The sequence below is a fragment of the Pseudoruegeria sp. SK021 genome (genome assembly GCF_002119405.1).
Classification (GTDB): Bacteria; Pseudomonadota; Alphaproteobacteria; order Rhodobacterales; family Rhodobacteraceae; genus Meridianimarinicoccus.
This window is the reverse complement of the sequence record NZ_MTBG01000036.1, coordinates 1-20,482: the sequence shown is the minus strand read 5'-3', so window position 1 is coordinate 20,482 and position 20,482 is coordinate 1. Positions and strand designations below refer to the sequence as shown.

The 20,482-nt window shown below is 57.7% G+C and carries 15 protein-coding genes and 3 pseudogenes; 5 read left to right on the top strand and 13 right to left on the bottom strand.

Annotation, left to right across the window (positions count from 1 at the left end):
* Positions 1-25 precede the first annotated feature (25 nt).
* Complete coding sequence (locus tag BV911_RS15960; protein ID WP_086054608.1) at positions 26-1,159, top strand: cupin domain-containing protein; 1,134 nt, start codon at positions 26-28, stop codon at positions 1,157-1,159.
* 138 nt (positions 1,160-1,297) lie between these two features.
* Here the strand turns inward: BV911_RS15960 and BV911_RS15955 are convergent.
* Positions 1,298-1,968 (bottom strand): annotated as a pseudogene (locus tag BV911_RS15955) (IS6 family transposase).
* Positions 1,969-2,065: 97 nt separating this feature from the next.
* Positions 2,066-2,776: a GntR family transcriptional regulator gene (locus BV911_RS15950; RefSeq protein WP_086054607.1), complete on the bottom strand. Its 711-nt coding sequence runs from the start codon at positions 2,774-2,776 to the stop codon at positions 2,066-2,068.
* A gap of 201 nt (positions 2,777-2,977) precedes the next feature.
* Here BV911_RS15950 and BV911_RS15945 point away from each other — a divergent pair.
* Positions 2,978-4,461 (top strand): IS3 family transposase gene (locus tag BV911_RS15945; RefSeq protein ID WP_371588281.1). Its coding sequence is split into 2 segments (ribosomal slippage): positions 2,978-3,398 and positions 3,398-4,461, totalling 1,485 coding nucleotides; the frame shifts between segments, so codons are not numbered across the junction.
* Positions 4,462-4,720: 259 nt separating this feature from the next.
* Here the strand turns inward: BV911_RS15945 and BV911_RS15940 are convergent.
* Positions 4,721-5,902 (bottom strand): enolase C-terminal domain-like protein, encoded by a 1,182-nt coding sequence (locus BV911_RS15940; protein WP_086054606.1) that lies wholly within the window; start codon positions 5,900-5,902, stop codon positions 4,721-4,723.
* A 336-nt stretch (positions 5,903-6,238) separates the two neighbouring features.
* Positions 6,239-9,194: pseudogene (locus BV911_RS15935) on the bottom strand (Tn3 family transposase).
* A 140-nt stretch (positions 9,195-9,334) separates the two neighbouring features.
* On the opposite strand from BV911_RS15935, the gene BV911_RS15930 reads away from it, so the two are divergent.
* Positions 9,335-9,904 (top strand): recombinase family protein, encoded by a 570-nt coding sequence (locus BV911_RS15930; protein ID WP_086054605.1) that lies wholly within the window; start codon positions 9,335-9,337, stop codon positions 9,902-9,904.
* Between the two features lie 344 nt (positions 9,905-10,248).
* Positions 10,249-10,948: pseudogene (locus BV911_RS15920) on the top strand (IS6 family transposase).
* Between the two features lie 53 nt (positions 10,949-11,001).
* Here BV911_RS15920 and BV911_RS15915 read toward each other — a convergent pair.
* From BV911_RS15915 to BV911_RS15875, 8 genes are all read right to left on the bottom strand, one after another.
* On the bottom strand, positions 11,002-11,769 hold the full coding sequence (locus BV911_RS15915; RefSeq protein WP_086054604.1) for a hydroxypyruvate isomerase family protein: 768 nt from the start codon (positions 11,767-11,769) through the stop codon (positions 11,002-11,004).
* Positions 11,766-12,413, bottom strand: coding sequence for an aldolase (locus BV911_RS15910; RefSeq protein WP_086054603.1), 648 nt, complete (start codon positions 12,411-12,413; stop codon positions 11,766-11,768). The genes BV911_RS15915 and BV911_RS15910 overlap by 4 nt, the downstream gene beginning before the upstream one ends.
* Positions 12,410-13,690, bottom strand: a complete 1,281-nt coding sequence (gene otnK, locus BV911_RS15905) for a 3-oxo-tetronate kinase (protein WP_086054602.1) — start codon at positions 13,688-13,690, stop codon at positions 12,410-12,412. Before otnK ends, BV911_RS15910 begins: the two co-directional genes overlap by 4 nt.
* A gap of 460 nt (positions 13,691-14,150) precedes the next feature.
* Complete coding sequence (locus BV911_RS15895) at positions 14,151-14,849, bottom strand: cyclase family protein (protein WP_240512287.1); 699 nt, start codon at positions 14,847-14,849, stop codon at positions 14,151-14,153.
* Positions 14,850-14,875: 26 nt separating this feature from the next.
* Complete coding sequence (locus BV911_RS15890; RefSeq protein WP_086054599.1) at positions 14,876-16,168, bottom strand: TRAP transporter large permease; 1,293 nt, start codon at positions 16,166-16,168, stop codon at positions 14,876-14,878.
* Positions 16,168-16,632, bottom strand: coding sequence for a TRAP transporter small permease (locus BV911_RS15885; protein ID WP_086054598.1), 465 nt, complete (start codon positions 16,630-16,632; stop codon positions 16,168-16,170). Before BV911_RS15885 ends, BV911_RS15890 begins: the two co-directional genes overlap by 1 nt.
* Positions 16,633-16,699: 67 nt before the next feature.
* On the bottom strand, positions 16,700-17,689 hold the full coding sequence (locus BV911_RS15880; protein WP_086054597.1) for a DctP family TRAP transporter solute-binding subunit: 990 nt from the start codon (positions 17,687-17,689) through the stop codon (positions 16,700-16,702).
* A gap of 34 nt (positions 17,690-17,723) precedes the next feature.
* Positions 17,724-18,887 (bottom strand): 4-hydroxythreonine-4-phosphate dehydrogenase PdxA, encoded by a 1,164-nt coding sequence (locus BV911_RS15875; RefSeq protein ID WP_240512286.1) that lies wholly within the window; start codon positions 18,885-18,887, stop codon positions 17,724-17,726.
* Between the two features lie 11 nt (positions 18,888-18,898).
* Here BV911_RS15875 and BV911_RS15870 point away from each other — a divergent pair, with 11 nt between their 5' ends.
* A complete protein-coding gene (locus BV911_RS15870) occupies positions 18,899-19,576 on the top strand; it encodes a GntR family transcriptional regulator (RefSeq protein WP_086054595.1) in 678 nt (225 codons plus the stop codon).
* Positions 19,577-19,649: 73 nt separating this feature from the next.
* Here the strand turns inward: BV911_RS15870 and BV911_RS15865 are convergent, their stop codons facing one another.
* The gene (locus BV911_RS15865) at positions 19,650-20,342 is read right to left on the bottom strand and encodes an IS6 family transposase (RefSeq protein WP_086054594.1); all 693 of its coding nucleotides are present in this window, start codon (positions 20,340-20,342) and stop codon (positions 19,650-19,652) included.
* Positions 20,343-20,482 lie beyond the last annotated feature (140 nt).

The following is a 20,482-nucleotide window of genomic DNA, read 5'->3' as shown; positions in this document are numbered from 1 at the left end:
AGATAACATGAGTAAAGGAATACACATGACTGAACTGCCACAACCGATCGTCGGCCATCTGGGGGCGACCGTTGCAGGACCGCGCAACCCTGAGGTCGAGGCACAGAATCCGGACATCCTAACTCCACCAGTCACGGACAACGGTGGCATTCCCAACCTCAAATTTCCTTTCGCCATGGCGCATAACCGTCTTGAAGACGGCGGCTGGGCGCGGGAAGTTACGCTCCGCGAATGCCCGACGCTTAAGGAACTCGCGATCGTCAATATGCGCCTAGGGCCAGGCGTTGTACGTGAGTTGCATTGGCACAAGGAAGGCGAGTGGGCCTATGTCACGGCTGGCCGCGTTCGTTTTTATCTCGTCGACGAGCATCGCGGGACACTCGTTGAAGATCTCGAAGTTGGCGACCTCTGGTTTGCACCTCCCGGTGTGCCACACGCAATTCAAGGCCTCGAGGAAGGTACGGAATTCGTACTGATATTCAACGACGGCAACTTCTCAGAAAACGAAACACTTCTTGTGACTGAGCTTTTCGCGCACATGCCACGCGAGGTTCTGGCGAAGAACTTCGGCGTAGATGAAAGCGCGTTTGACGGCATTCCGGCCTCTGAAAAGTACATCTTCCGTCTTCCCGTTCCGGGCCCGATTGAAGAGGCCCGTGCGGAACTGGGGGCTGCCTCCATGACCAGCGAATACGTGTTTCGCGGTGCCGATGTAGCCGAGACCAAATGGAACGGCGGCGCGACCAAGATCATCGATTCCAAGACGTTTAAGGCAACCCCAATGGCCTTTTTGATGATCGAGCTTGAACCCGGTGGCATGCGCGAAATCCACTGGCATCCCGATGCCGACGAGATCCAGTATTATCTCAGCGGGTCTGCACGGATGACTGTCTTTAACGCGGTGTCTTCTGCACGGACCTTCGACTATGTCGCTGGCGATGTTGGCTATGTGCCGAAAAACCTTGCACACTATATCGAAAACACGGGCACTGAGACGATGCGGGTGATCAATGTCTTTTCTAAAGGCGATTACCGCGACGTATCGTTGAACAATTGGCTGGCACTCACGCCGTCGGCACTGGTTCAAGGACATCTCGATGTCGGCGACACCCTGATGAAGGCTTTGCGCCAAGGCCCTGGGTCAGTCGTAAAAGGCTAGTACTCAGCGATCGGGCTGGCCACTAAGGTCGCTGGCCCGAACCGTTTGTCGCTCGGGGCGGGATGTCGGGGACCCACCTCGGTAGGGTAGTGTCGCAAACTTTTAGTGAGCCCGATGGCGACCACACCCCGGACACGCTTATGCTGCGAGTGCCGCAAACTGCTGTGCTGCGGTGAGACCGTTTGAGCCGAATTGTCCCTTCCGGATCATGTGAGCCGTCTCGATCCCAGCGATCGTGGCGGCCGCGGAATGGAACGCCTTGAAACCCTGCATGGGGCCGGTGATCCGCTTGATGAAACGATGATCTTGTTGAGGTATTTGACCTGCAGAGCCGTGATGATCTTTCCGGTGCCAGTGAATTTCAGGATCACGTTGATGCGCTGCAGGCCAGCGAGATTGGCGCCGCTTTTATCGATGACGACCCGGTCCGGTACGCCGTTCGTGCCGATAGCCCGCTTAAATAACCGCCGGGCCGCAGCCGTATTCCGGCGCTCAGACAGCATGAAATCAAGGGTATTCCCATCGCGATCGACAGCCCGGTACAGATATGTCCACTTGCCTTTAACCTTGATGTACGTCTCATCCATGCGCCAGGAAATGGCAGTTGGTCGCTTCATCGTCTGGGCATTTGCCGCGATCTGCGGCACGTATCTGACGACCCATCGGTTCAACGTAGAGTGATCCAAGGTGACGCCCCGGTCGGTCATAATCTCTTCCAAGTCACGGTATGACACGCCGTAGCGAACGTAAAAGAAGACCGCGTACAGGATGACCGATTTCGGGTATTGAGCGCCCTTGAAGTTGATCATCTTTCCGTCCCAATCGTGCAAAGCCTCACCAAATCATGCGTTATCCGACGACGGGCTGACAGCGCAAAAAGTTTGCGACACTACCATCAGCGGAACCTTAAAAGCCCCCGTCAACAACTTCGCGATCCCGTTCGACGAAGTTAATCAGGCGTTCACTAGCGGTAATGATATCCTCTTTCAGGCATGCCTCAAACGCGACGGCATCCTTTCGTTCGGCCGCCAAAATAATCTGATGATGATGTTCAAAGCCGAACTCGGTAAAGTTAGGATACAAGACATGGCAGTAGGAGCCCACCAAAAGCCAGCAATTCTCAATCATAGAATTAAGGTATGGTGCTTCGGAGAGTCGATATATCTCAAAGTGAAACTCCCAATTGATCTTCGCTATACTAACCGTATCCCCTTTTTCGTTTGCTTCGAACATTTTTCCGTTCAAACGCTTTAATCGCTTAATCGCGCCCGTCGAGAGGCGCGGGAAGGCTTCTCTTGCGGCCATGCATTCGAGTGCACAGCGAATTTTTCTCACCTCTATGATCCGCTCAATACTTAGATCAGGCACTCGAATTGTGCCGTTCGCCCCCGTCTCAAAAATTCCAGCGCTCACCAGGCTCAGCAATGCTTCCCTAGCCGGCGTTACGCTTACCTTTAGTGCCTGTGCCACATCTCGAATTTTCAGCAACTCGCCAGGCCGGAACAGCCCTGACATTACTGCAGAGCGAAGTTCTCCGGCGACTTGAGTCCCTAAAGTTTCCTTGCGGTAAACCTGACCAATTCCAGAAAGAGGTTTATTTCGCTTTATGTCATCCATAACTTTTATACGTAATAACAAATACTGTCGCTGTCAATTTGCTCTAGGGCGTTCATCATCTCGTTTTGGAGCCATTGGCGGCTCAGTGTAAGCGGGCATTCATCCCTATTGCGAAGGCCCGCCCCTCCGTGCCAATAAGATTGAGACATCCGACTGTGTGAAGTTTACACTTGAGGGCGAAGGAGACCGAACCCATGGTGAATGCCTTCACAGATTCCGCTTTCACCGGATGCCGGATCTGAGATTTCGCCTGCGATCCCGCCCACCCGCGTCGTACCTGCGCCGAGCGCGCCTGCAGCCGAGATGATGGCCACCCCGAAGCGGCGCCGTTTCACTGCAAAATACAAGCTTAGCATTCTGAATGAAACGGACCGTGTCGCGGTCACGGGTGGTGTTTCAGCCATTCTGCGGCGGGAGGGGTTGTATTCCTCGGCGCTGACCGACTGGCGGCGACAGCGCTCTGCAGGCACGTTGGGGGCTTTGCAACCCCGCCAGCGCGGCCCGGAAAAGGCACCCGTCAATCCGTTGCAAGCCGAGTTGGCCAAAGCCAACCGCGAGGTTTCCGCGCTGCGCCGCCGCTTGGATCAGGCAGAGGCGATCATCGTCATCCAAAAAAAAGTGGCGGACCTTCTGGACGAGATGGAGCAGACGCCAGATCGCGGCGGCAAATCATGATGGCCGCAGCAATTGCCTTGCCGGTGGGCAGCGGCCTTACGACGGCCGTTTGTGCCGCGCTGTCGGTATCGCGGGCAAGCGTACTCAGGCATCGCGCGGCGCTCCTCGCCCCGCCTCGCGTGAAGAAACCACGCCAACCATCACCGCGGGCCTTGCCCGAAGTCGAACGCAATCAGGTGCTTGCCCATCTGCGCACACCCCGTTTCGCCGATCAGACGCCCGTGGAGGTCTTTGCCACCTTGCTGGACGAAGGTATCTACCTTTGCTCGATCCGCACGATGTATCGGATCCTTTCTGCGCAAGGTGAGGTTGCTGAGCGCCGCCGTCAGCGCCGCCACCCGGTCTATCAGAAGCCCGAACTGCTGGCCGAAGCCCCTAACCAGGTTTGGTCGTGGGACATCACAAAGCTGATGGGGCCGGTGAAATGGTCCTACTTCTATCTCTATGTCATCCTCGACATATTTAGCCGCCGCGTCGTCGGCTGGCGCGTTGAGCACGCCGAAAGTGCCAGCCAGTTCAAAGCCCTGTTTATCGATGCGATGGGCAAACATGCCGTGCCGCGCGATCAGCTGACGCTGCACGCCGATCGTGGCGGGCCGATGAAGGCAAAGACGACGGCCCTGATGCTGGCCGATCTCGGCGTGGTCAAATCTCACAGCCGACCGCACACCTCGAATGACAACCCGTTCTCGGAAGCCCATTTCAAAACGATGAAATATCGGCCGGAATTCCCGAAGCGGTTTGAAACCATCCTTGAGGCCCGCGCCTTCTGCCGCAGATTCTTCGCATGGTACAACGAAGACCATCATCACGCTGGCATCGGCTTGATGACCCCCGACCAGGTCCACTTCGGGCAGGCCAACAGTATATACGCTGCACGCCAGAAAACCCTGGATGCCGCATTCCTCAGCACGCCCCAGCGCTTCGTCCGTAAGCCGCCAAAACCACCTCAAATCCCGACCGCTGTCTGGATCAATCCACCAAACCAAACGGACGAAGAACAAGCTTAAAGTCCAAATGCCGCTGTCTCAAAGTCGTTGACACGTTCCGCGCCAATTTTCTAGGCGAGCCTTGCGCGAGTTTCTCTAACTTGACACAAGGTCGGCACATGCTGCGGTGAAATTGGCTTGAATTATACTCACGGATAGTCAGCGCATCAGTTGGATTTCCGCCTCTCGCCAGCCTGACCTCGATCTACCGATCAAATGATCTGAGCGCCAAGGCCAAAAATGGCGCGTCCCACAGAACTTATGTGACGCACCTTAATTTTCAGATTTTGAACACACGGGAGTTGATTGCGTTCCTGCGAATCTGGTCCCAATCATAGGTGACACCCAAGCCTGCACCGGTTGGGACAGGTGCACTACCATCCGGATTAAGATCTTCAGGTTGATCGGAATAACTACAGGCATAAGGTGGTGTGATATTCTTCATGCCGGGTCCAACCAGTGCAAGTTCGTAGAAATGCGTGTTACGTATGGCGGATAGGCAGGCACGATGTGCCGGGCCGCACGCGTGAACCTGTACATCCATGCCGAGTGATTCCCCCATGTGCACGATCTTCATCATGCCGGTAATTCCCCCATCATATTCAGGATCTGCATGGATCATATCGCAGCCGCCCGCGAGAGCGAAGGCTGCCTTTTGCTCCGGCCCACGAATATGTTCGGAAACAAGAAGTGGGGTGTCGAGTTTTGCCCTAAGAAGTTTTTGCCCTTCAACAGAGACAGAAGAGTCTCGATAAGGGTCCTCGTACCAGAAGCATTTTGCCTCATCGCAGGCTCGACCAACATAGAGCGCATCAGCCCAAGTCCGGAGTTGACAGCCCGGATCAACCATTATCTCCGTATCGGCACCAATAGCATTACGAACAGCTAGGACAAGGGCAGCCTCACGCCTTTTGTCTCCGTCATGCCAACCGTGAATTTTAATGCCGGAGAAACCGCGCTCCTTACATTCAATAGCGTAGGACGCGAATGCTTCTATTGAATCCAGCCCTCCTGGCGTATCCTGCCCATGATGAGTGGAAACGTAAGTCGGTAACGTTTTGCGGTACCCACCAAGCATGGTAGAAACGCTCATCCCGTATTTTTTTCCGATAAGATCCCAAAGGGCGATATCGAGTGCCCCCTGCCCCATTCCGTCATAAGCGCGAACTTCGCGTTTTAAATCATCATAGATCAGTTCGCGCTGCTCGGGATCACGCCCAAGAAGGATTGGCGCCAACATCGTAGTTTGTCCAAGCGAAGATTCGGTGCCACCCCAATGCATGGCGTATTGGCCTTCAAGGCCGTCATTGGTGGAAATTCGCACAGCATAGCGCATCGCCTTGAGCGTGGAGCCCTGACTATAGCTCATATTGCTGATGCCCATTGAATTGTGACCGCCTAGACCATAATTTGGGACCTCGACAGTAAAAGCGATAATTTCGACTTCGTTTATAATGCTCATTTATCTTTCCTAGTTTTCATTAGTCATGATCCCTTTCAAGCGGCGGCGACGGGGGAGCGTGTGACGCACCTCAAAACCTTCTCTCTTCAGGTCTCCTATAGGTCAGGACCAAACCGATTGGAATGCCTGTTATATCAAAATCTGTTATAACAGATGTCATATAGCAATACGACCTTGTTGCGCGGATACGGTGTCGGCGGTCAGACACGTTCCTTTCCGACTGCTTGGACGCTTCAGATGCCGCACAAGTTCGACACTTCCCGTCTCCATAAATTTGGCCCCATCGGAAGGTTTGTGCGTAGGATTACTCTAAGCGAGAACATTGTGCGAACTTAATCAGGTTCCCCAATCTCTGGCGGGCCTGATGTGCAATGGTCGCGCAATTTTACGCTCAGCGGCACCAGAATGCCAGTCGAAGTCGCCGGAGAGGATGATGTGCTCCCATCCGAGCGGTGATGCATGCTGCAAGAGGGTCGGATCGTATAGCGGGCTGGTCTTGGCAAGATGTCCGGCCGCCTTATCCATGTAAGTCGTGTTCCAGAACGTGATAGCGGTGATGACTAGGTTGAGCGCTATGGCGCGTTTTTGCTGGGTCACGTCGGAGCGATCGTGGACCCTTCCCTGCGCGTGCGCAAATACGGCCCTAGCCAACGAATGGCGCGCTTCGCCTTTGTTGAGCCCTGCCTGGCATTCCATGCGCAGATTGCGCGTTCTCGATCCAATCAAGCATGAAGAGGGTGCGTTCGATCCTGCCGATTTCACCGAGGGCGAGGTAGAGTCGGTTCTGTTGACGGTATGCGCCAAGCTTGCGCAAGATTTCAGACGGTTTCAGAGACTTGTCCCGGACACTGGCTGTGAGCCGCATGATGTCGCCCCAATGCTGCCGGATCACCTCTTCGTTGATCGGCTTGCCGATGATGGGTGACAAGGTCACCCATGCCTTCGCGCTTCCGAAGCAGGCCAACCGCCGATCAGGGAAGTCACGCAATCGCGGCGCAAAGGTCATCCCCAACAGATGGAAGAGGGCAAAAACATGGTCCGAAACGCCGCCGGTATCTGTGTAATGAACGAGGGGGTCGAAGCTGGCCGGGTTGCTCAGGAGGCCATCGAGCACAAACGGCGCTTCGCCTGCAGTTGCCCCGATGACGCTCGAATGGAACGATCCATATTGGCCTGACAGGAAGGAGTAAATCTTCAGTCCGGGGTCTGGTCCATATTTGGCGTAGATCACACCGCTGCCACGATTGGCGGAAAAGAATTGGCCATCTGATGAGCTGTGTTCAGCCGCGCCCCAGTGCTGCGAGAAGGAGAGGCCATGATGGGCATCGACAATGCGGCCCAGCGCATCGGCGAACGTCTCCGGCCGCAAGTACCATGTTTGCGCCCAGGTCAGTTGCGCATGGCTGACGCGCGATGAGGCGTAGGCCATCCGCTCAAGCCCGAGATTGGTCGCCCCGGCCAGGATCGTGGCTAACACAGCGGCGGCCTCATCGTGATGTTTACCAGAGCGCAGATCGGTGAAGGCGTCGAGGAACCCCGTCTGAGCGTTCACCTCCCAAAGCAACTCCGTGATGCGGATACGTGGCATCACGGCGTCAATCGCCCGCTCCAGACGCAACGCCGCTGGAGGTGTCACCGCGTCATGTGGCGTGATCTTCAGTCGCCCGCGCTCGATCCTGACGCCGGTGAGAGCATTGCGTTTCAAGGCGCGGTCCACTTGGCCAAGACGTTTTGACAACGTGGCCCGGCGATCAGCCAGCCACGCCTCCGGATCTGTCTCGAAGCCAGCGTCCCGCATGGCAGTTTCAGCTTTGTCTCGCGGCATGAGATAGCTGTCGAACCGGCGATACTCACGGCTACCATCGACCCAGACATCCCCGGCACGCAGTCGATCTCGCAAGGTGGAGATAACGGCGGTTTCGTAAACCCGCCGTTTCGGTTGACCGTCCTGAACGATCAGCGAGCGCCAATGCTTGGCAGCGAAAGGCATAGGCGGATCATCAGGCAACTTGCGCTTTCCCGTCTTGTTCTGGTCGCGCAATAAGGCGATTGCATCCTTGAGCTCATCCCCCGCATCGGAGGCATTGAACTGGAAGGCGTCAAGAAAGGCGGGGGCAAACTTCCGCATATAGGCATAGCGCTCGGACGCCAGAGACAGTGGGTCACTGGTGGCCAGTTCTCCGAAGTCGGCGATTTCGTCACGCTGGCCCAAGAGGGTGTCCCACCCGATTTCCGCATCGAGTGCAGCAAAGGGATCCTGCCCTAGCTCTTGCGCGCGGGCCATCGCATCAATGGATTCGCCGAAGAGCTGCATCAGCTTGCCGACCCTTACCTTACCCATACGCCAAACTTCCTCCTGGCGGTTGCGGGATCTTGAGAACAGCTGTCCGGTCAGACGCTCGAACATGGCAATGGTCGCGTCGGTGATCGTGATGGATAAATCCGCCATCTGCGCCGCGAGCGTTGCGATCCGCCGCCGCTCACCAAAATCGTTTAGCAAGCTCACGGGTGCCACAGCACCTTCGCGCGCGAACTTGATCAGTCGGTCTGGGTGAAGGCCCTGCCCAAGATCGGACGGCAAGCCCAATGACCGCAGATATTTCAGACGATCCAGAAGCCCAGTCATGCTGACCGGACTGGTCGAATGCGGAAAACCACGCAGCCAAGTGAGCCGCGTTTGACCAACGGATGGGTCGTTCACCAGAAGTGCCTGCAACCTACTGCGTTGTTCCGGTGATAGGGCATCGAACAACGCGGCGGCGGCCTCCCGCCGTGCGCGTGCTCGGCCCCTCAGGGCCAAGCGCTCGACTGTGTCAGCGCTCGGCAGCACCAAGCGGTGCTTGCGAAGTTCTGCAACGAGTGCCTCGACAATCTTCACGCCGTGGTCTGTCGCGAAAGCGGCCTTCGTGGCAATATCCTCTGCCGGTGCCATGTGTGTTTTGGTGAACGGGCTCAGAACTAGATGCTGCACCGCGAGGGCTTGGTGCGCGGCCCGAGTAGCCCCACGGCCTGCATAGCCCAAGAGACTGGAAGGGGAGAGATGTAGCTGGTCCCCAAGCCATTCGAGAAAGGCCGCAGGCAGTACCATACCATCGTACCATCCTTGACCAGGGTGCCGGAGCAGCGAGAGATGAACGGCCAGCCCCAACCGGTTTTCATCGCGGCGACGCGTTCGGATCAAATCCAGATCCGTTGGCGACAGCAGATAATGGCGCATCAGATCATCAAAATCTGTCGGGATATCGAAAAGGGCTGCGCGGGTGCTGGCAGAAAGCAACAAGCGAGGGGGCATGCGTGTCCTCAAAACGGTGTTGAAGTTTTCTGGACACCCCTTAATATATGGACTGATAAATAGACAGATGCAGGCGTATAGATTGGGCGGTTCGGCTCCGTTGCGCAGGTGTCTCAAAAACGTTCGTTAAAGGGACGGCCATGGCACGATCTGGCGACATTTTGGGTTACGCGCGGGTATCAACCTCCGATCAGGACCTTTCCGGCCAGATCGAGCGGCTGACAAAAGAAGGGGCCGTGCGAGTGTTCGAAGATGTCATCTCGGGCAAAACGTTCAAACGCCCGGGGCTCACCGCCCTGATCGACTATGCAAGGTCAGGAGATACGCTCGCTGTCATTCGCCTCGATCGGCTGGGCAGGTCACTCAAGGAACTTCTCGAAACCGTAGATACGCTGAAAGCACAAAACATCGGGCTGATCAGCCTTGAAGAACGTATTGATACGACTTCAGCTGCGGGCGAACTCGTGTTTCACGTCTTTGGAGCGATCGCGCATTTCGAGCGCAGGTTGATCTCGGAGCGCACAAAAGATGGGTTGGCTGCGGCCAGAAAACATGGGCGAACCCCTGGACGTCCACCGCTGCAGCCAGAAACAATCTCGGCACTCCAAGACCTCGTGAACGCCGGAACTTCCGTATCCAAAGCCGCAAAACATCTGGGTATTGGCAGATCAACCGCTTACAAGGTGATCAGTGAGGACAGTCAACGATAGCCGTTCCACATTCGTTCTTGCTTAGAGTAATCCTACGCAGGAACCTTCCGATGGGGCCAATTTGCGACGAGGCGGTATCGCGTTACGAACTGGTCAACCTACAATGAGGCCCTTCGGCGGCGTGGCGATATGACGGTTTGGTTAAGCCCTGACGTGAAGGCGGGGTGGCGCGCGGTGGCCAGCCTGCATATTCCGATCTGGCGATCCCGGTGTGCCTCACGTTCGGTATGTTTACAAACAGCCGCTACGCCAGACTGAAGGACTGATGCGCGGCCTTTTAAAGGCGTTGTCACATTACGCTCCGTTTGGTTGCGCGCGTCGTGGTTTGGACATAGCCGACGGCCATGCACACGCCGACCATCAGCTATAAACGCCACCGGCTTCCATCCCAGATCATCGCTCACGCGGTTTGGCTGTACGCCCGCTTCAACCTCAGCTTTCGCGAGGTTGAAGAGCTGTTGTTGGAGCGCGGCATCGACATATCTTACGAAAGTATCCGCCGCTGGACGGTTAAGTTTGGGCCGCAAATCTCCCGGAATCTTCGACGTCGTCAGGCCCGACCGGGTAATGTTTGGCATCTGGACGAAATCGCCCTTGAAAATCTCTGGCAGGACATTTTGGCTCTGGCGGGCTGTCGATCAACACGGTGTCGTTCTGGAAGAAATTCTTCAGTCCAAGCGAGACAAGCAGGCGGCAAAGCGGCTTTTGATCAGCCTGATCAAGCGTCATGGTTTTGTGCCAAAGCGGATCGTTACTGACAAATTGCGTTCTTACGGTGTGGCCAAACGTGAGGTCGCGTCGCACGTCGATCACTGGTCGCACAAAGGTCTCAATAATCGCGCTGAAAACAGCCATCTGCCGTTTCGAAAACGTGAGCAAACGATGCAGGGGTTCCGGTCGCCCGGAGGTCTGCAGCGCTTCGTCTCCATCCACTCAGCCACCCGCAATCGCTTTACCGTCCCATCCCGTCGTCGCGCTGCCCTGACCATCCGGTACCATCGGATGGAAGCATTCGATGCTTGGAAGGCGGCAAGCATCGCTTGAATTGGCCAAAATCGCGCCCCAACTGACTGTGTTCAGTTTACGTGACAACTCCCTCAGAACCTCTGCATCGCCTTTAGCCACCCTAAAGTTTTGCCGGTATCGCCTTGGGGTTTGTATTCGGCGCCTAGGGGAATGTCCCAGCCCATTTGGGCAATGACGTTGAAGACGTGGGTGTAGTTTAGCTCTCCGTGGTCGGGGGGGCCGCGGTCAGGAACGGCAGCGAACTGGATGTGGCCGATAAAAGGGAGCAGGTCGGGCAGGCGGTGGGTCAGATCGCCTTCCATCAGTTGGACGTGATAGCAGTCGAACATCAGCTTCAAATTTGACGCGCCGACCGCCTTAATAATTTCGCAGGCTTGTGTGGTGGTGGTCAGAAAGTAACCGGGCGCGTCGTAGTGATTCAACGGTTCAATCAGAATCTTGATGTCGTGGGAAGTTGCAGCTTTGCAGGCATATGCGAGGTTGGTCTGGTACACCGCTTTGGCCTCCTCGCCAGAAGCGAATCCAGCCATCACGTGGACGCAGGGCGTGCCGATGGCCACAGCATAGGCGATCGCCTGGTCGATGGCTGCGCGGGCCTCTTGCTCGCGGCCCGGCAGTGCCGAAAGGCCATTCTCGCCTGACGCTGTGTTGCCGCGCACGGTGTTCAGGCCAAGCATCGGTAGGCCAGTCTCGCGCAACGCTGCAGTCATCTCGTCCACCAGAACGTCATAGGGCCAATGGCATTCGACGGCGTCGAAGCCAGCAGATTTGGCAGCGCGGATCGCGTCTGGCAAGGGGCGGTCAGTCCAGAGAAAGCCAAGATTTGCTGAGAATTTCATGCGGTCCACTCTACGTCAAATTTGGTTACTAAGGCCTGCACCTGTGCGGCGCTCAGTGCGCGTGGGTGCAGGCCCCAAGTCAAATGCGCAAGGCGCGCGGTGTCTTCCAACTCTTCGATGGCATTGCATGCGGCCTCGATGTCCTTGGCGGCCACAACCGGGCCGTGTTGCGCTAGCATTACCGCCGTGCGTTTTCCTGCAAGGCCGCGTACCGCCTCGCCCATTTTCGGATCACCGGGCAGGAAGAACGGCAGCAATTTGACCTTTCCCAATTTCATGATGCCATAAGGTGTCAGCGGCGGCAGGAAGTTATCCTCGTCCACGCCGGGCAGCATCGACAACGCGACCGAGTGGCAGGAATGCAGATGCACCACCGCACCTGCTGTCGATCGCGTGTCATAGAAGGCCGAATGCAGCGGCATTTCCTTGGTTGGATTGTCGCCGCCAACTTGATTTCCGCTCGCATCGAAGCGGCTGAGCCGGGCAGGTTCGAGCCGCCCGAAACTAGTGCCAGTGGGGCTGACCAGTAGGCCGCCATCCTCGGTCCGAGCCGAGATATTGCCGGTTGAGCCCCCCGTCAAACCGCGGTCGAACATCGATTTCGCCAGCAGACAAATCTGTTCGCGTAGGTGCGTCTCGCTCATGTCGCCTCCAGCCCCGTGAGGATTTTCAGCGCACCGGCGAAGAAATCTATGGCACCGAAGTTTCCGGACTTGAGCGTAATCGCAATCCGCTGACCGGCGCTGCTCGAGAAGCACCACGGCACACCCGGCGCGATCTCTGCTCCAACATCTAACTGTTTGATCGCCAACGCCTGAGTGACTGCGCCTGAGGTCTCGCCCCCCGCGACCACGAAGCGACGGGCCCCCGCGTGCAGTGCGGCGATGGCACAGGCGGCCAGCGCCTGCTCAACAATCTCTCCCGCCCGAGCGGCGCCAAGCTTGTCCTGCGCGGCGCGCACAGATTCCGGCTCGGCAGTGGCGTAGAGCAGCGGAGCTTCGGCAAGGTCCTGCGAGGCCAGCCAGTCCAGCGCTTCCAACGAGCCCTTGGCCTCCAATTCCAGAGGGTCGAGCCGGAAGGTGGGCTTGCCTCGCCCTATGTAATCCGCCACCTGCGCACGCGTCATGGCGGAGCAACTGCCCGCCAGCACTACCGTACCTGGCGCCAGATCAGGCACCACCGTGCCGGTCTCACTCGCTGACAGCGTTCCGTCGGCAAGCCAAAGTGCGGGAAGCGGCGCGGCAACGGCGCTGCCGCCGGTCATCAGGGGCATATCACGGCAGGCCGCGGCAATGATGTTTAGATCTTCATCAGCCACCGCGTCGACGATCACATGCGCCACGCCGGCAGCGGCTAACCGGTCAAGCTCTGCCTTCAATGCCGCGACGCCCCGCGCAACCGTCAGCCGATCGGCAAGGCCCACGGGGCGTGTTACCTGTGGCTCCAGCAGCCGCATCAGGTTTGAATCCCGCATCGGCGTCAGAGGGTGGTCTTTCATTGGACTTTCAGCCAGCGGCTGACAGCCGACGAACAGGTTTCCCATGAAAATAGAGCGGCCATTTTCTGGGAACGCCGGGCAATAGATCGTCTGCTCAGCACCCAGATCCGTCATCAGCGCTTGGGCCACGGGGCCGATATTTCCCTCAGCCGTCGAGTCGAAGGTCGAGCAGTATTTCCAAAAGAAACGCTGCGCGCCCGCCGTTTGCAGCCACTTTAGCGCCGCTCGGGTTTCTGCCACGGCTTGAGCCACAGGTGCCCCCCGACACTTCAGTGCAATCACCTCGACAGCGGCTGTGTTCGAGGGAGCTTCGTCCGGCACCCCCATGCGCAGGCTTACCCGAACGCCCGAGCGCGCCAATAGCCCCGCCAGATCCGTCGCCCCGGTAAAGTCGTCGGCTATGCAGCCCAATAGCGTCGTCATTCCGTTTTCCTTGTTCCAAGTGCCATCGGGACCACAACCGCCGAGGCCCGGTTCATTGCCAGCAGCATGACCTTCGAAGTAGAGACGCCCCATGGCCGAAGATGGTCACAATGCTAGCCGGGATCACACTGTTCGAGCATGATCTGCTCAGCGATCAGGTAAAATACGGGCTCGCCGCGGCAACAGCGCGAGAAAAGAAGCTCGGCCGCCAGTCAGTCCGAAGCCCAAAATCTGACAGACTTGCGCCAAAGATCGTTCAGGCCTTGGCAGACGGTCGATCATACCGATGGATCGCCCGCGATCTCGGGGTAAGAAAAAATACTGTGGTAGGCATCATGAAGCGGCGAAGCTAAGTTCCTTAGGTGTCATCCTTGCCCCCCAACAGGAATCGACCGATTGATGACCACCAGCCTTCCGGAATGCCGGCCGCCACTGCTCGTGGGGCGGCCCAAAAGCCCCATCAAGAGGAAGGCGATGCTGTTACTAAGTGCTCTGCGGTCGCTCCTGTGAACTGTCTGCCCTCGAAGGCCACGACCCGTGCCGGAGCGCCGTCAGCACCCTCCACCTTTATGGGAATAGCACATAAAAAGGTGCGCGGGCCCTCGAGGGCTGCGGTGCCGACCAAGTATTCGATCAGCGTGACGCCCCGGCGCAGCAGCACGTCGTGGGTCACGTGTTCGCCGATCGGCGGCACGATCCCGTCAAGAGACTGGCGGATCGTGTAATCCTGCGGAAAGTCGAAAGCGACGGCGCGGGGAGAATGGCGAGCCAGCGCCTCTGCCCCGTCTCGGGTTATGTAGGGTGAATCGCGCCAGTAGGCCGGGCTTTTCCAACTGCGTTGTGTATCCCAAGCGGTGGACAGCAAGATGATCCCTTCGCTACCGTAGCCTTCCAGCGCAGCATCAATCCGCCGGGCGTCAAGCGCTTCGTTCGGCGTCACATCGCGGAGGTTCGCAACAAAAGCCGTGCCCGCGACATCAGAAAGATCTGTCTGATCAATGGTCCGCCCGTCAGGAAGCATGTGGGCACGGGAATCCACATGGGTGAACGAATGGCACGACAGTGACAGGCGCGTCACCCGGAAAGGTTTGGCGTCGCTATAATCTCCCGACACCTCCCGCGGCGTGGACCAGCGAAAATGGTCGGCAGTGATGGGCATAGAGAGATCAACAAAACGGACAGGCATCATTGCCCCTTTGCGGCATAGAGGTCGGGAAGGAAGGTGGTTAGCAGCGGCACGAAGGTCAGCAAGCCTAGGGCGGCGAAAAGCGCGACGAGGAACGGCAAACTCTCACGCATGACCTTTTCGGGCCGCTCGCCCGCGATGTGCGCTGACAGATAGATCAGATAGCCGACAGGAGGCGTCGTCAGCCCGATCATCAGGTTGAACACCATGACGATGCCGAAGTGGACCGGGCTGATGCCCAGTTCGATGGCATTGGGCAACAGCAGCGGCACGAGGATCACGAGTGCCGCCAGCGGATCTAGGAACAAACCGACCACTAGGGCGAATAGATTGACCAGTAGCAGGAACACTATCGGGTTGTCGCTGACGGCGAAGATCGCCTGCCCGACCGCTTGGCTCAGCCGCAGATCTGCCACGATCCAGGCAAACAGCGTCGAGGCCCCGACGATCACCAAGATCATCGCCGTCCCCTGTGCCGCCTGCACCAAGGCGTCGTAGAAACCGCGCAGATCCAACTCGCGGAAATAGAAGGCTCCGGTGACGAAAGCATATAGACAGGCGACGGCCCCCGCCTCGGTGGCTGTCATCACGCCGCCAAGGATCCCACCAAGAATGATGATCGGGGTCAGCAGGGCGACAATGGCTTGGGAACCGGTGCGCGTAATTTCCCGTACGCCCATACGCGGGCTGCTCTCGAAATCGCGGCGGCGCGCGATGATCGCCACAGCCACCATCAAACAGGATCCGATCAACAGGCCGGGAACGATTCCGGCCAAGAACATCGCGCCCACCGACTGTTCGGACAGCACGGCATAGATGATAATCGGGATGGATGGCGGAATGATCGGTCCGACAACAGAACTGCACTGGGTGATCGCGGCGGCGAAGGCGGCACTGTAACCCTTCCGCTTCATCGACGGGATCATAACAGACCCGATGGCAGCAGTATCCGCTACGGCCGAGCCGGAAATTCCAGAAAAAAACAGAGAAGACAGGACGTTAACTTGCGCCAGCCCGCCCTTGAAATGCCCGACCAATGCCGAGGCAAAATCGACGATACGCCGGGTTATCCCGCCGCGGTTCATCAGTTCGCCGGCCAGAAAGAAAAAGGCAATGGCCAGCAGCAAGAACTGGTCCATTCCGTTCATGAACATCTGTGTCACCAGCACTAGCGGCATTTCGGGGCGCACCATCAGCAGCGTGATGACCGATGCTCCGAGGATCGAGAACACCAGCGGGATCCCCAGCACTGCGAATAGGATCATCGATCCGAATAGAAGTAGCATTTCCATTAGGTGTCCCGCCGCTCCGAAATTGTTACTGCAAGGCCCGAAACGATGGACCCGGCCCATAGCAGACCGCCCACGATGGCCCCGGTCCAATACCAGGATTTTCCAATCCCCAAGGTGACATAACGATCACGCCCAAAGGCGGTGTTCAGCTGCAACGCCCCCCACACCAGCAAGACCAAAAGCGCGAGCATCATCAGCGTCTGCATGAGCTTTAGCGCAACGAGCATGCCGCCCCGAAGGTTGTCCTCGATCATGGTGATCTTCATGTGGTGAGCGGTGGCGGCAGCGATAAGGATTAGCCAGACGTAAAGCAGCCGGATCGCTTCTTCGGACCAGACGAGGGAGGTGTTGAAAAAATAACGGCTGATAACCTGCAAGATCCCGAGGCTGGTGACAATCAGCACCAGTAGGGCCGCGGAGCCGTCGATGGCACGTCTTAGGGCAGTGTCGAACTTGCGAATCATAAATGTCGCCTCTGGATGCAGTGTTAGAATGCGCGGGTCGAACCTGACGACCCGCGCGAGACGTGGTTTACTTGGCTGCCGCGTCGATTTTGTCCAGAAGTTCGGTCCCAAACTGGTTGATATAGACCTCACGGGTGACGTCGGTTACAGCCGCGCGGAATGCCGCGCTGTCAGGGGTCTCGATGACTTCCACGCCATAGTCCTTCATTGCCTGCAGGCTTGTGCGCTCTTCCTCGTCGTTGATCTCGCGCTGATAAGCCGCCGCTTCGATGGCGGCTTCGGAGAGAGCTGCCTGATGATCGGCAGACAGGCGCCCCCATCGGCCAGCGTTCATGACCAGCGGCGAGGTCGTATAAGCGTGGGCAGTCAAACTGAGGTACTGCTGTACCTCGTGCAGCTTGTTGGCATGGATGTGGTTTGTCGGATTTTCCTGCCCGTCGATGGTTCCCGTCTGAAGCGCTGAATAGACCTCAGCGAAAGGCATCGGCGTGGGGTTGGCCCCCATCGTTTCGAAAGCCAGCACATGGGCCGGGTTCGGCGTGGTGCGGATCTTGAGGCCCTTCATATCGTCCGGCCCGTTGATCGGGCGGACGTTGTTGCTGAGGTTGCGGAAGCCCAACTCCCAAAACGCAAGCCCTTGCAGGCCCGCATCGTTCATTGACACCATCAGGGTTTGACCGACCTCGCCATCCAGCACGTCAAAGGCATGGGCGTCGGATTGGAACAGAAACGGCAAATCCAGTAGGTTCAGCTGCGGCATGGCACCGGTAAAATACGGATTTCCGGTGGTGATGATGTCGATCGTGCCAAGTCGTGCACCTTCCAGCATCGACGGGCTGTTGCCCAGCTCGCCGTTGCCGAACACAGTGATCTTTAAGGTTCCATCGGTCTTTTCTTCCACCAGCTCAGCAAAGCGCGTGGCGGCGACAGTCACGGAATCGCTGGCCGATCCGTAGTGAGCCAGCTTCAGGGTCACGTCCTGCGCGAGGGCAGAACCGCCCCAAGTGATGGCACAGGCAATAGCGGCCCCTTTGGTGAATGTGCGGCGGTCGATCATGGTATTCCTCCCTAGTCGTTACTTGATCGGGGCGTCAGCCCCAGGTGGTTTCGCGGTCCATTGCTTTGTTGAACAATGCGCGCAGGTCGACTTCTTTGCCGCTCCCATCCTTGCGCGGTAGCCGTTGGGCGAGGTTGCGTCCCAGTTCCACTGCCTTTTTCGTTGCGCCGGGGTTGGCGATGCCTTGTCCTGCGATGTCGTACGCAGTGCCATGGGCCGGGGTGACGATCGGAAATGGATATCCAGCAATCAGCGTCACGCCTCGATCGAAGCCAAGCAGCTTCATCGCAATCTGACCTTGGTCGTGGTACATGGTCATCACGGCGTCGAATTCGCCTTTGATGGCTCGCACGAATACGGTGTCCGACGGGATCGGGCCCGTCACGGCCATCTGCTCAGCCCGAGCACGTTCCACTGCAGGAGCGATGATATCGTCATCCTCGGTGCCGAAATTACGCCCGTCTCCGGCATGGGGGTTCAGCGCGGCGACACCGATACGCGGTCGATCAAAGCCTGCGCCCTGCATGATCTCGATGGTCAGCTTTATACTCTGAAAGATCTTCTCCTCGCTCAGCGCGTCGGCGACATTGCGCAGCGGAATGTGCGATGTGACGCGCGCATTCCACACTTCGTCCAGAACGTTGAACTCACGGCCCGAGCGCGTGGCGCCAATGGTGGCGTTCACGAACCCGATCTCATCGACGTAATCGGACTGGCCCATGCGCATCGCATGCTTATTGAAAGGCGTGAAGAAGACCAAGTCCGCCACCCCGGCATGGGCCGCCAGCAGCGCACAACGGAAATTCTGGACTGCGGCCCGGCCGCCATCCTCGCTCCACGTCCCTTGGGGCACCGCATCGGGATCGCAATTACCCAGATCAACCATGAATGTGCCGTCCGGCAGCGGACCGGTCATGTCTGCCAGCGCCACCACCGGCAGATCCAGGCTCACGCCCGCATCGGCCTCGCCGCGCGCCAGAAGGCGGCGATCACCAATGACAATCATGTCGTTCTTGTTCGCGTCATCGTCGGCAAGAATCTTTGCGGCGAGTTCGGGGCTGATGCCCCCCGCATCGCCAATGGCGAATGCAACTTTAATCGGGTGATCCATGTATTTCCTCACTTTGTATCCTGTATACAAAATTAAAAGCAGTCGCGTTGCAAGAGGAAACTCTTTACGGTGAGGCAAAGACAGCAACAGGATCAGGAATGAACGACTTCAACGAGCGGCAGATCCGCCTTGCCCCGGTCGAAAAGCAGACGCTGCACGATCAAGTGGCCAACCAAGTGCGCGACCTCATTATCGAAGGGCACTTAGAACCCGGATCCCGGATCGACGAGACGGCGCTCCTAGAGCAACTGGACGTGTCGCGTACGCCATTCCGTGAGGCCCTGCGCACACTCGCGGCCGAGGGCCTTGTCGTCATTCGTCCCTCCCGAGGGAGCACCGTGCGCAAGTTGTCTCGGGAAGACGCCCGTTCTATGCTGGAGATGCTGGCCGAAATCGAACGTTTCGGCGGGCGGCTGGCCTGTGAACGAGCCAGCCCAGACGAGATCTCGGCCCTTCTGGATATCCATGACCGGATGATGGCGCTTTATGCCGCTCGCGACCGGTTACCCTATTACAAGCTTAATCAATTGTTTCACACGCGTGTGGCTGCTGCATCCCAAAATGCAACGCTGATCGAGATTCAGGGAAACATTCAGGCCAAGCTGAAACGCATCCGTTTCGTCGGCAACCAGAAGGTCGGAGACTGGGCCGATGCTGTTGCGGATCACGAGGAGATGGCAGCCGCTTTGCGCACGCGCAACGGCGAAAGGCTGGGCGAAATCCTAGCGCTTCACCTCTTGCGGACTTGGGATCGCGTCAAGGACTCGATCGGATGAAGTGATGCGTAAGCTGCGAACAGGCATTGCCAAGTTGTTGGATGCGTGACGCAGGAAGTCGGCAATTGTTAGATTATGCCACCATCTCGTTGGCGTAATCGGCCCATAGGCTGAACGCGTCAGCCCCGGCATGGCGGTATGAAGTTGCGGTGAGTTTGTAGCGGCCGGGACGGAAGATAAGGTTGATCGGTTCGTGTGCGGAAAGAAATCTGTGGGCCTGTCGGTGAGACTTGAACCGGCCGAATATCTTTTCTCGCTTGCGGGTCGGTCGGTGTGATCCTTCGATGGCGTTATTCAATCCCTTATGGGCCCGGTGATCAGCATCCGGCGCCAGGGTTTTGATCGGCTTGGTGTAGCTGCGCAGTTTGTCGGTGATCACAACCCTCGGCTCGCCGAACTGAGTGATCAACCTTTGGAGAAACCGCTTTGCTGCCTTGGCGTTTCGTCGCGTTTGCACGAGAATGTCTAGGACGTCCCCGTCCGCGTCGATGGCGCGCCAAAGCCAGTGTTTCTTGCCTCGAATTGGGATAACGACTTCGTCAAGATGCCATTTGTCGTTGGGACGAGGGCGGTCGCGCCGGATGCAATTTGCGAAATGCCGACCAAATTGATTGACCCACAACCGGATCGCTTCCCGGCTGACAATCACACCCCGTTCAGCCAACAGGTCTTCGACGTCGGCGGTGCTCATTGCGAAGCGGTGGTAAGCCCAAACAGCGTACGCGATGATTTCGCGAGAGAAACGGAAGCCTTTCAGGCGCGGCATACTGGGTGAGATGGGCCTTGTTGCGCAAATCGTGCTTGGGATTCACCAAGGGAATCCAATGTGCTAGCTGGCGGGCATGAGCATACCCGCGAAGACGATCTACAAGACAACGAATTGGCATGACTATAACCGCGCGCTGA

Excerpts from the sequence above, each read along its gene's own strand:
- BV911_RS15885 (WP_086054598.1), bottom strand. The coding sequence starts at position 16,632 with ATGATTCGCAAGTTCGACACTGCCCTAAGACGTGCCATCGACGGCTCC.
- BV911_RS15960 (WP_086054608.1), top strand. The coding sequence starts at position 26 with ATGACTGAACTGCCACAACCGATCGTCGGCCATCTGGGGGCGACCGTT.
- BV911_RS15910 (WP_086054603.1), bottom strand. The coding sequence starts at position 12,413 with ATGAGCGAGACGCACCTACGCGAACAGATTTGTCTGCTGGCGAAATCG.
- BV911_RS15950 (WP_086054607.1), bottom strand. The coding sequence starts at position 2,776 with ATGGATGACATAAAGCGAAATAAACCTCTTTCTGGAATTGGTCAGGTT.
- BV911_RS15930 (WP_086054605.1), top strand. The coding sequence starts at position 9,335 with ATGGCACGATCTGGCGACATTTTGGGTTACGCGCGGGTATCAACCTCC.
- BV911_RS15915 (WP_086054604.1), bottom strand. The coding sequence starts at position 11,769 with ATGAAATTCTCAGCAAATCTTGGCTTTCTCTGGACTGACCGCCCCTTG.
- BV911_RS15940 (WP_086054606.1), bottom strand. The coding sequence starts at position 5,902 with ATGAGCATTATAAACGAAGTCGAAATTATCGCTTTTACTGTCGAGGTC.
- BV911_RS15865 (WP_086054594.1), bottom strand. The coding sequence starts at position 20,342 with ATGCCGCGCCTGAAAGGCTTCCGTTTCTCTCGCGAAATCATCGCGTAC.
- BV911_RS15895 (WP_240512287.1), bottom strand. The coding sequence starts at position 14,849 with ATGCCCATCACTGCCGACCATTTTCGCTGGTCCACGCCGCGGGAGGTG.
- BV911_RS15890 (WP_086054599.1), bottom strand. The coding sequence starts at position 16,168 with ATGGAAATGCTACTTCTATTCGGATCGATGATCCTATTCGCAGTGCTG.
- BV911_RS15880 (WP_086054597.1), bottom strand. The coding sequence starts at position 17,689 with ATGATCGACCGCCGCACATTCACCAAAGGGGCCGCTATTGCCTGTGCC.
- BV911_RS15870 (WP_086054595.1), top strand. The coding sequence starts at position 18,899 with ATGAACGACTTCAACGAGCGGCAGATCCGCCTTGCCCCGGTCGAAAAG.
- otnK (WP_086054602.1), bottom strand. The coding sequence starts at position 13,690 with ATGACGACGCTATTGGGCTGCATAGCCGACGACTTTACCGGGGCGACG.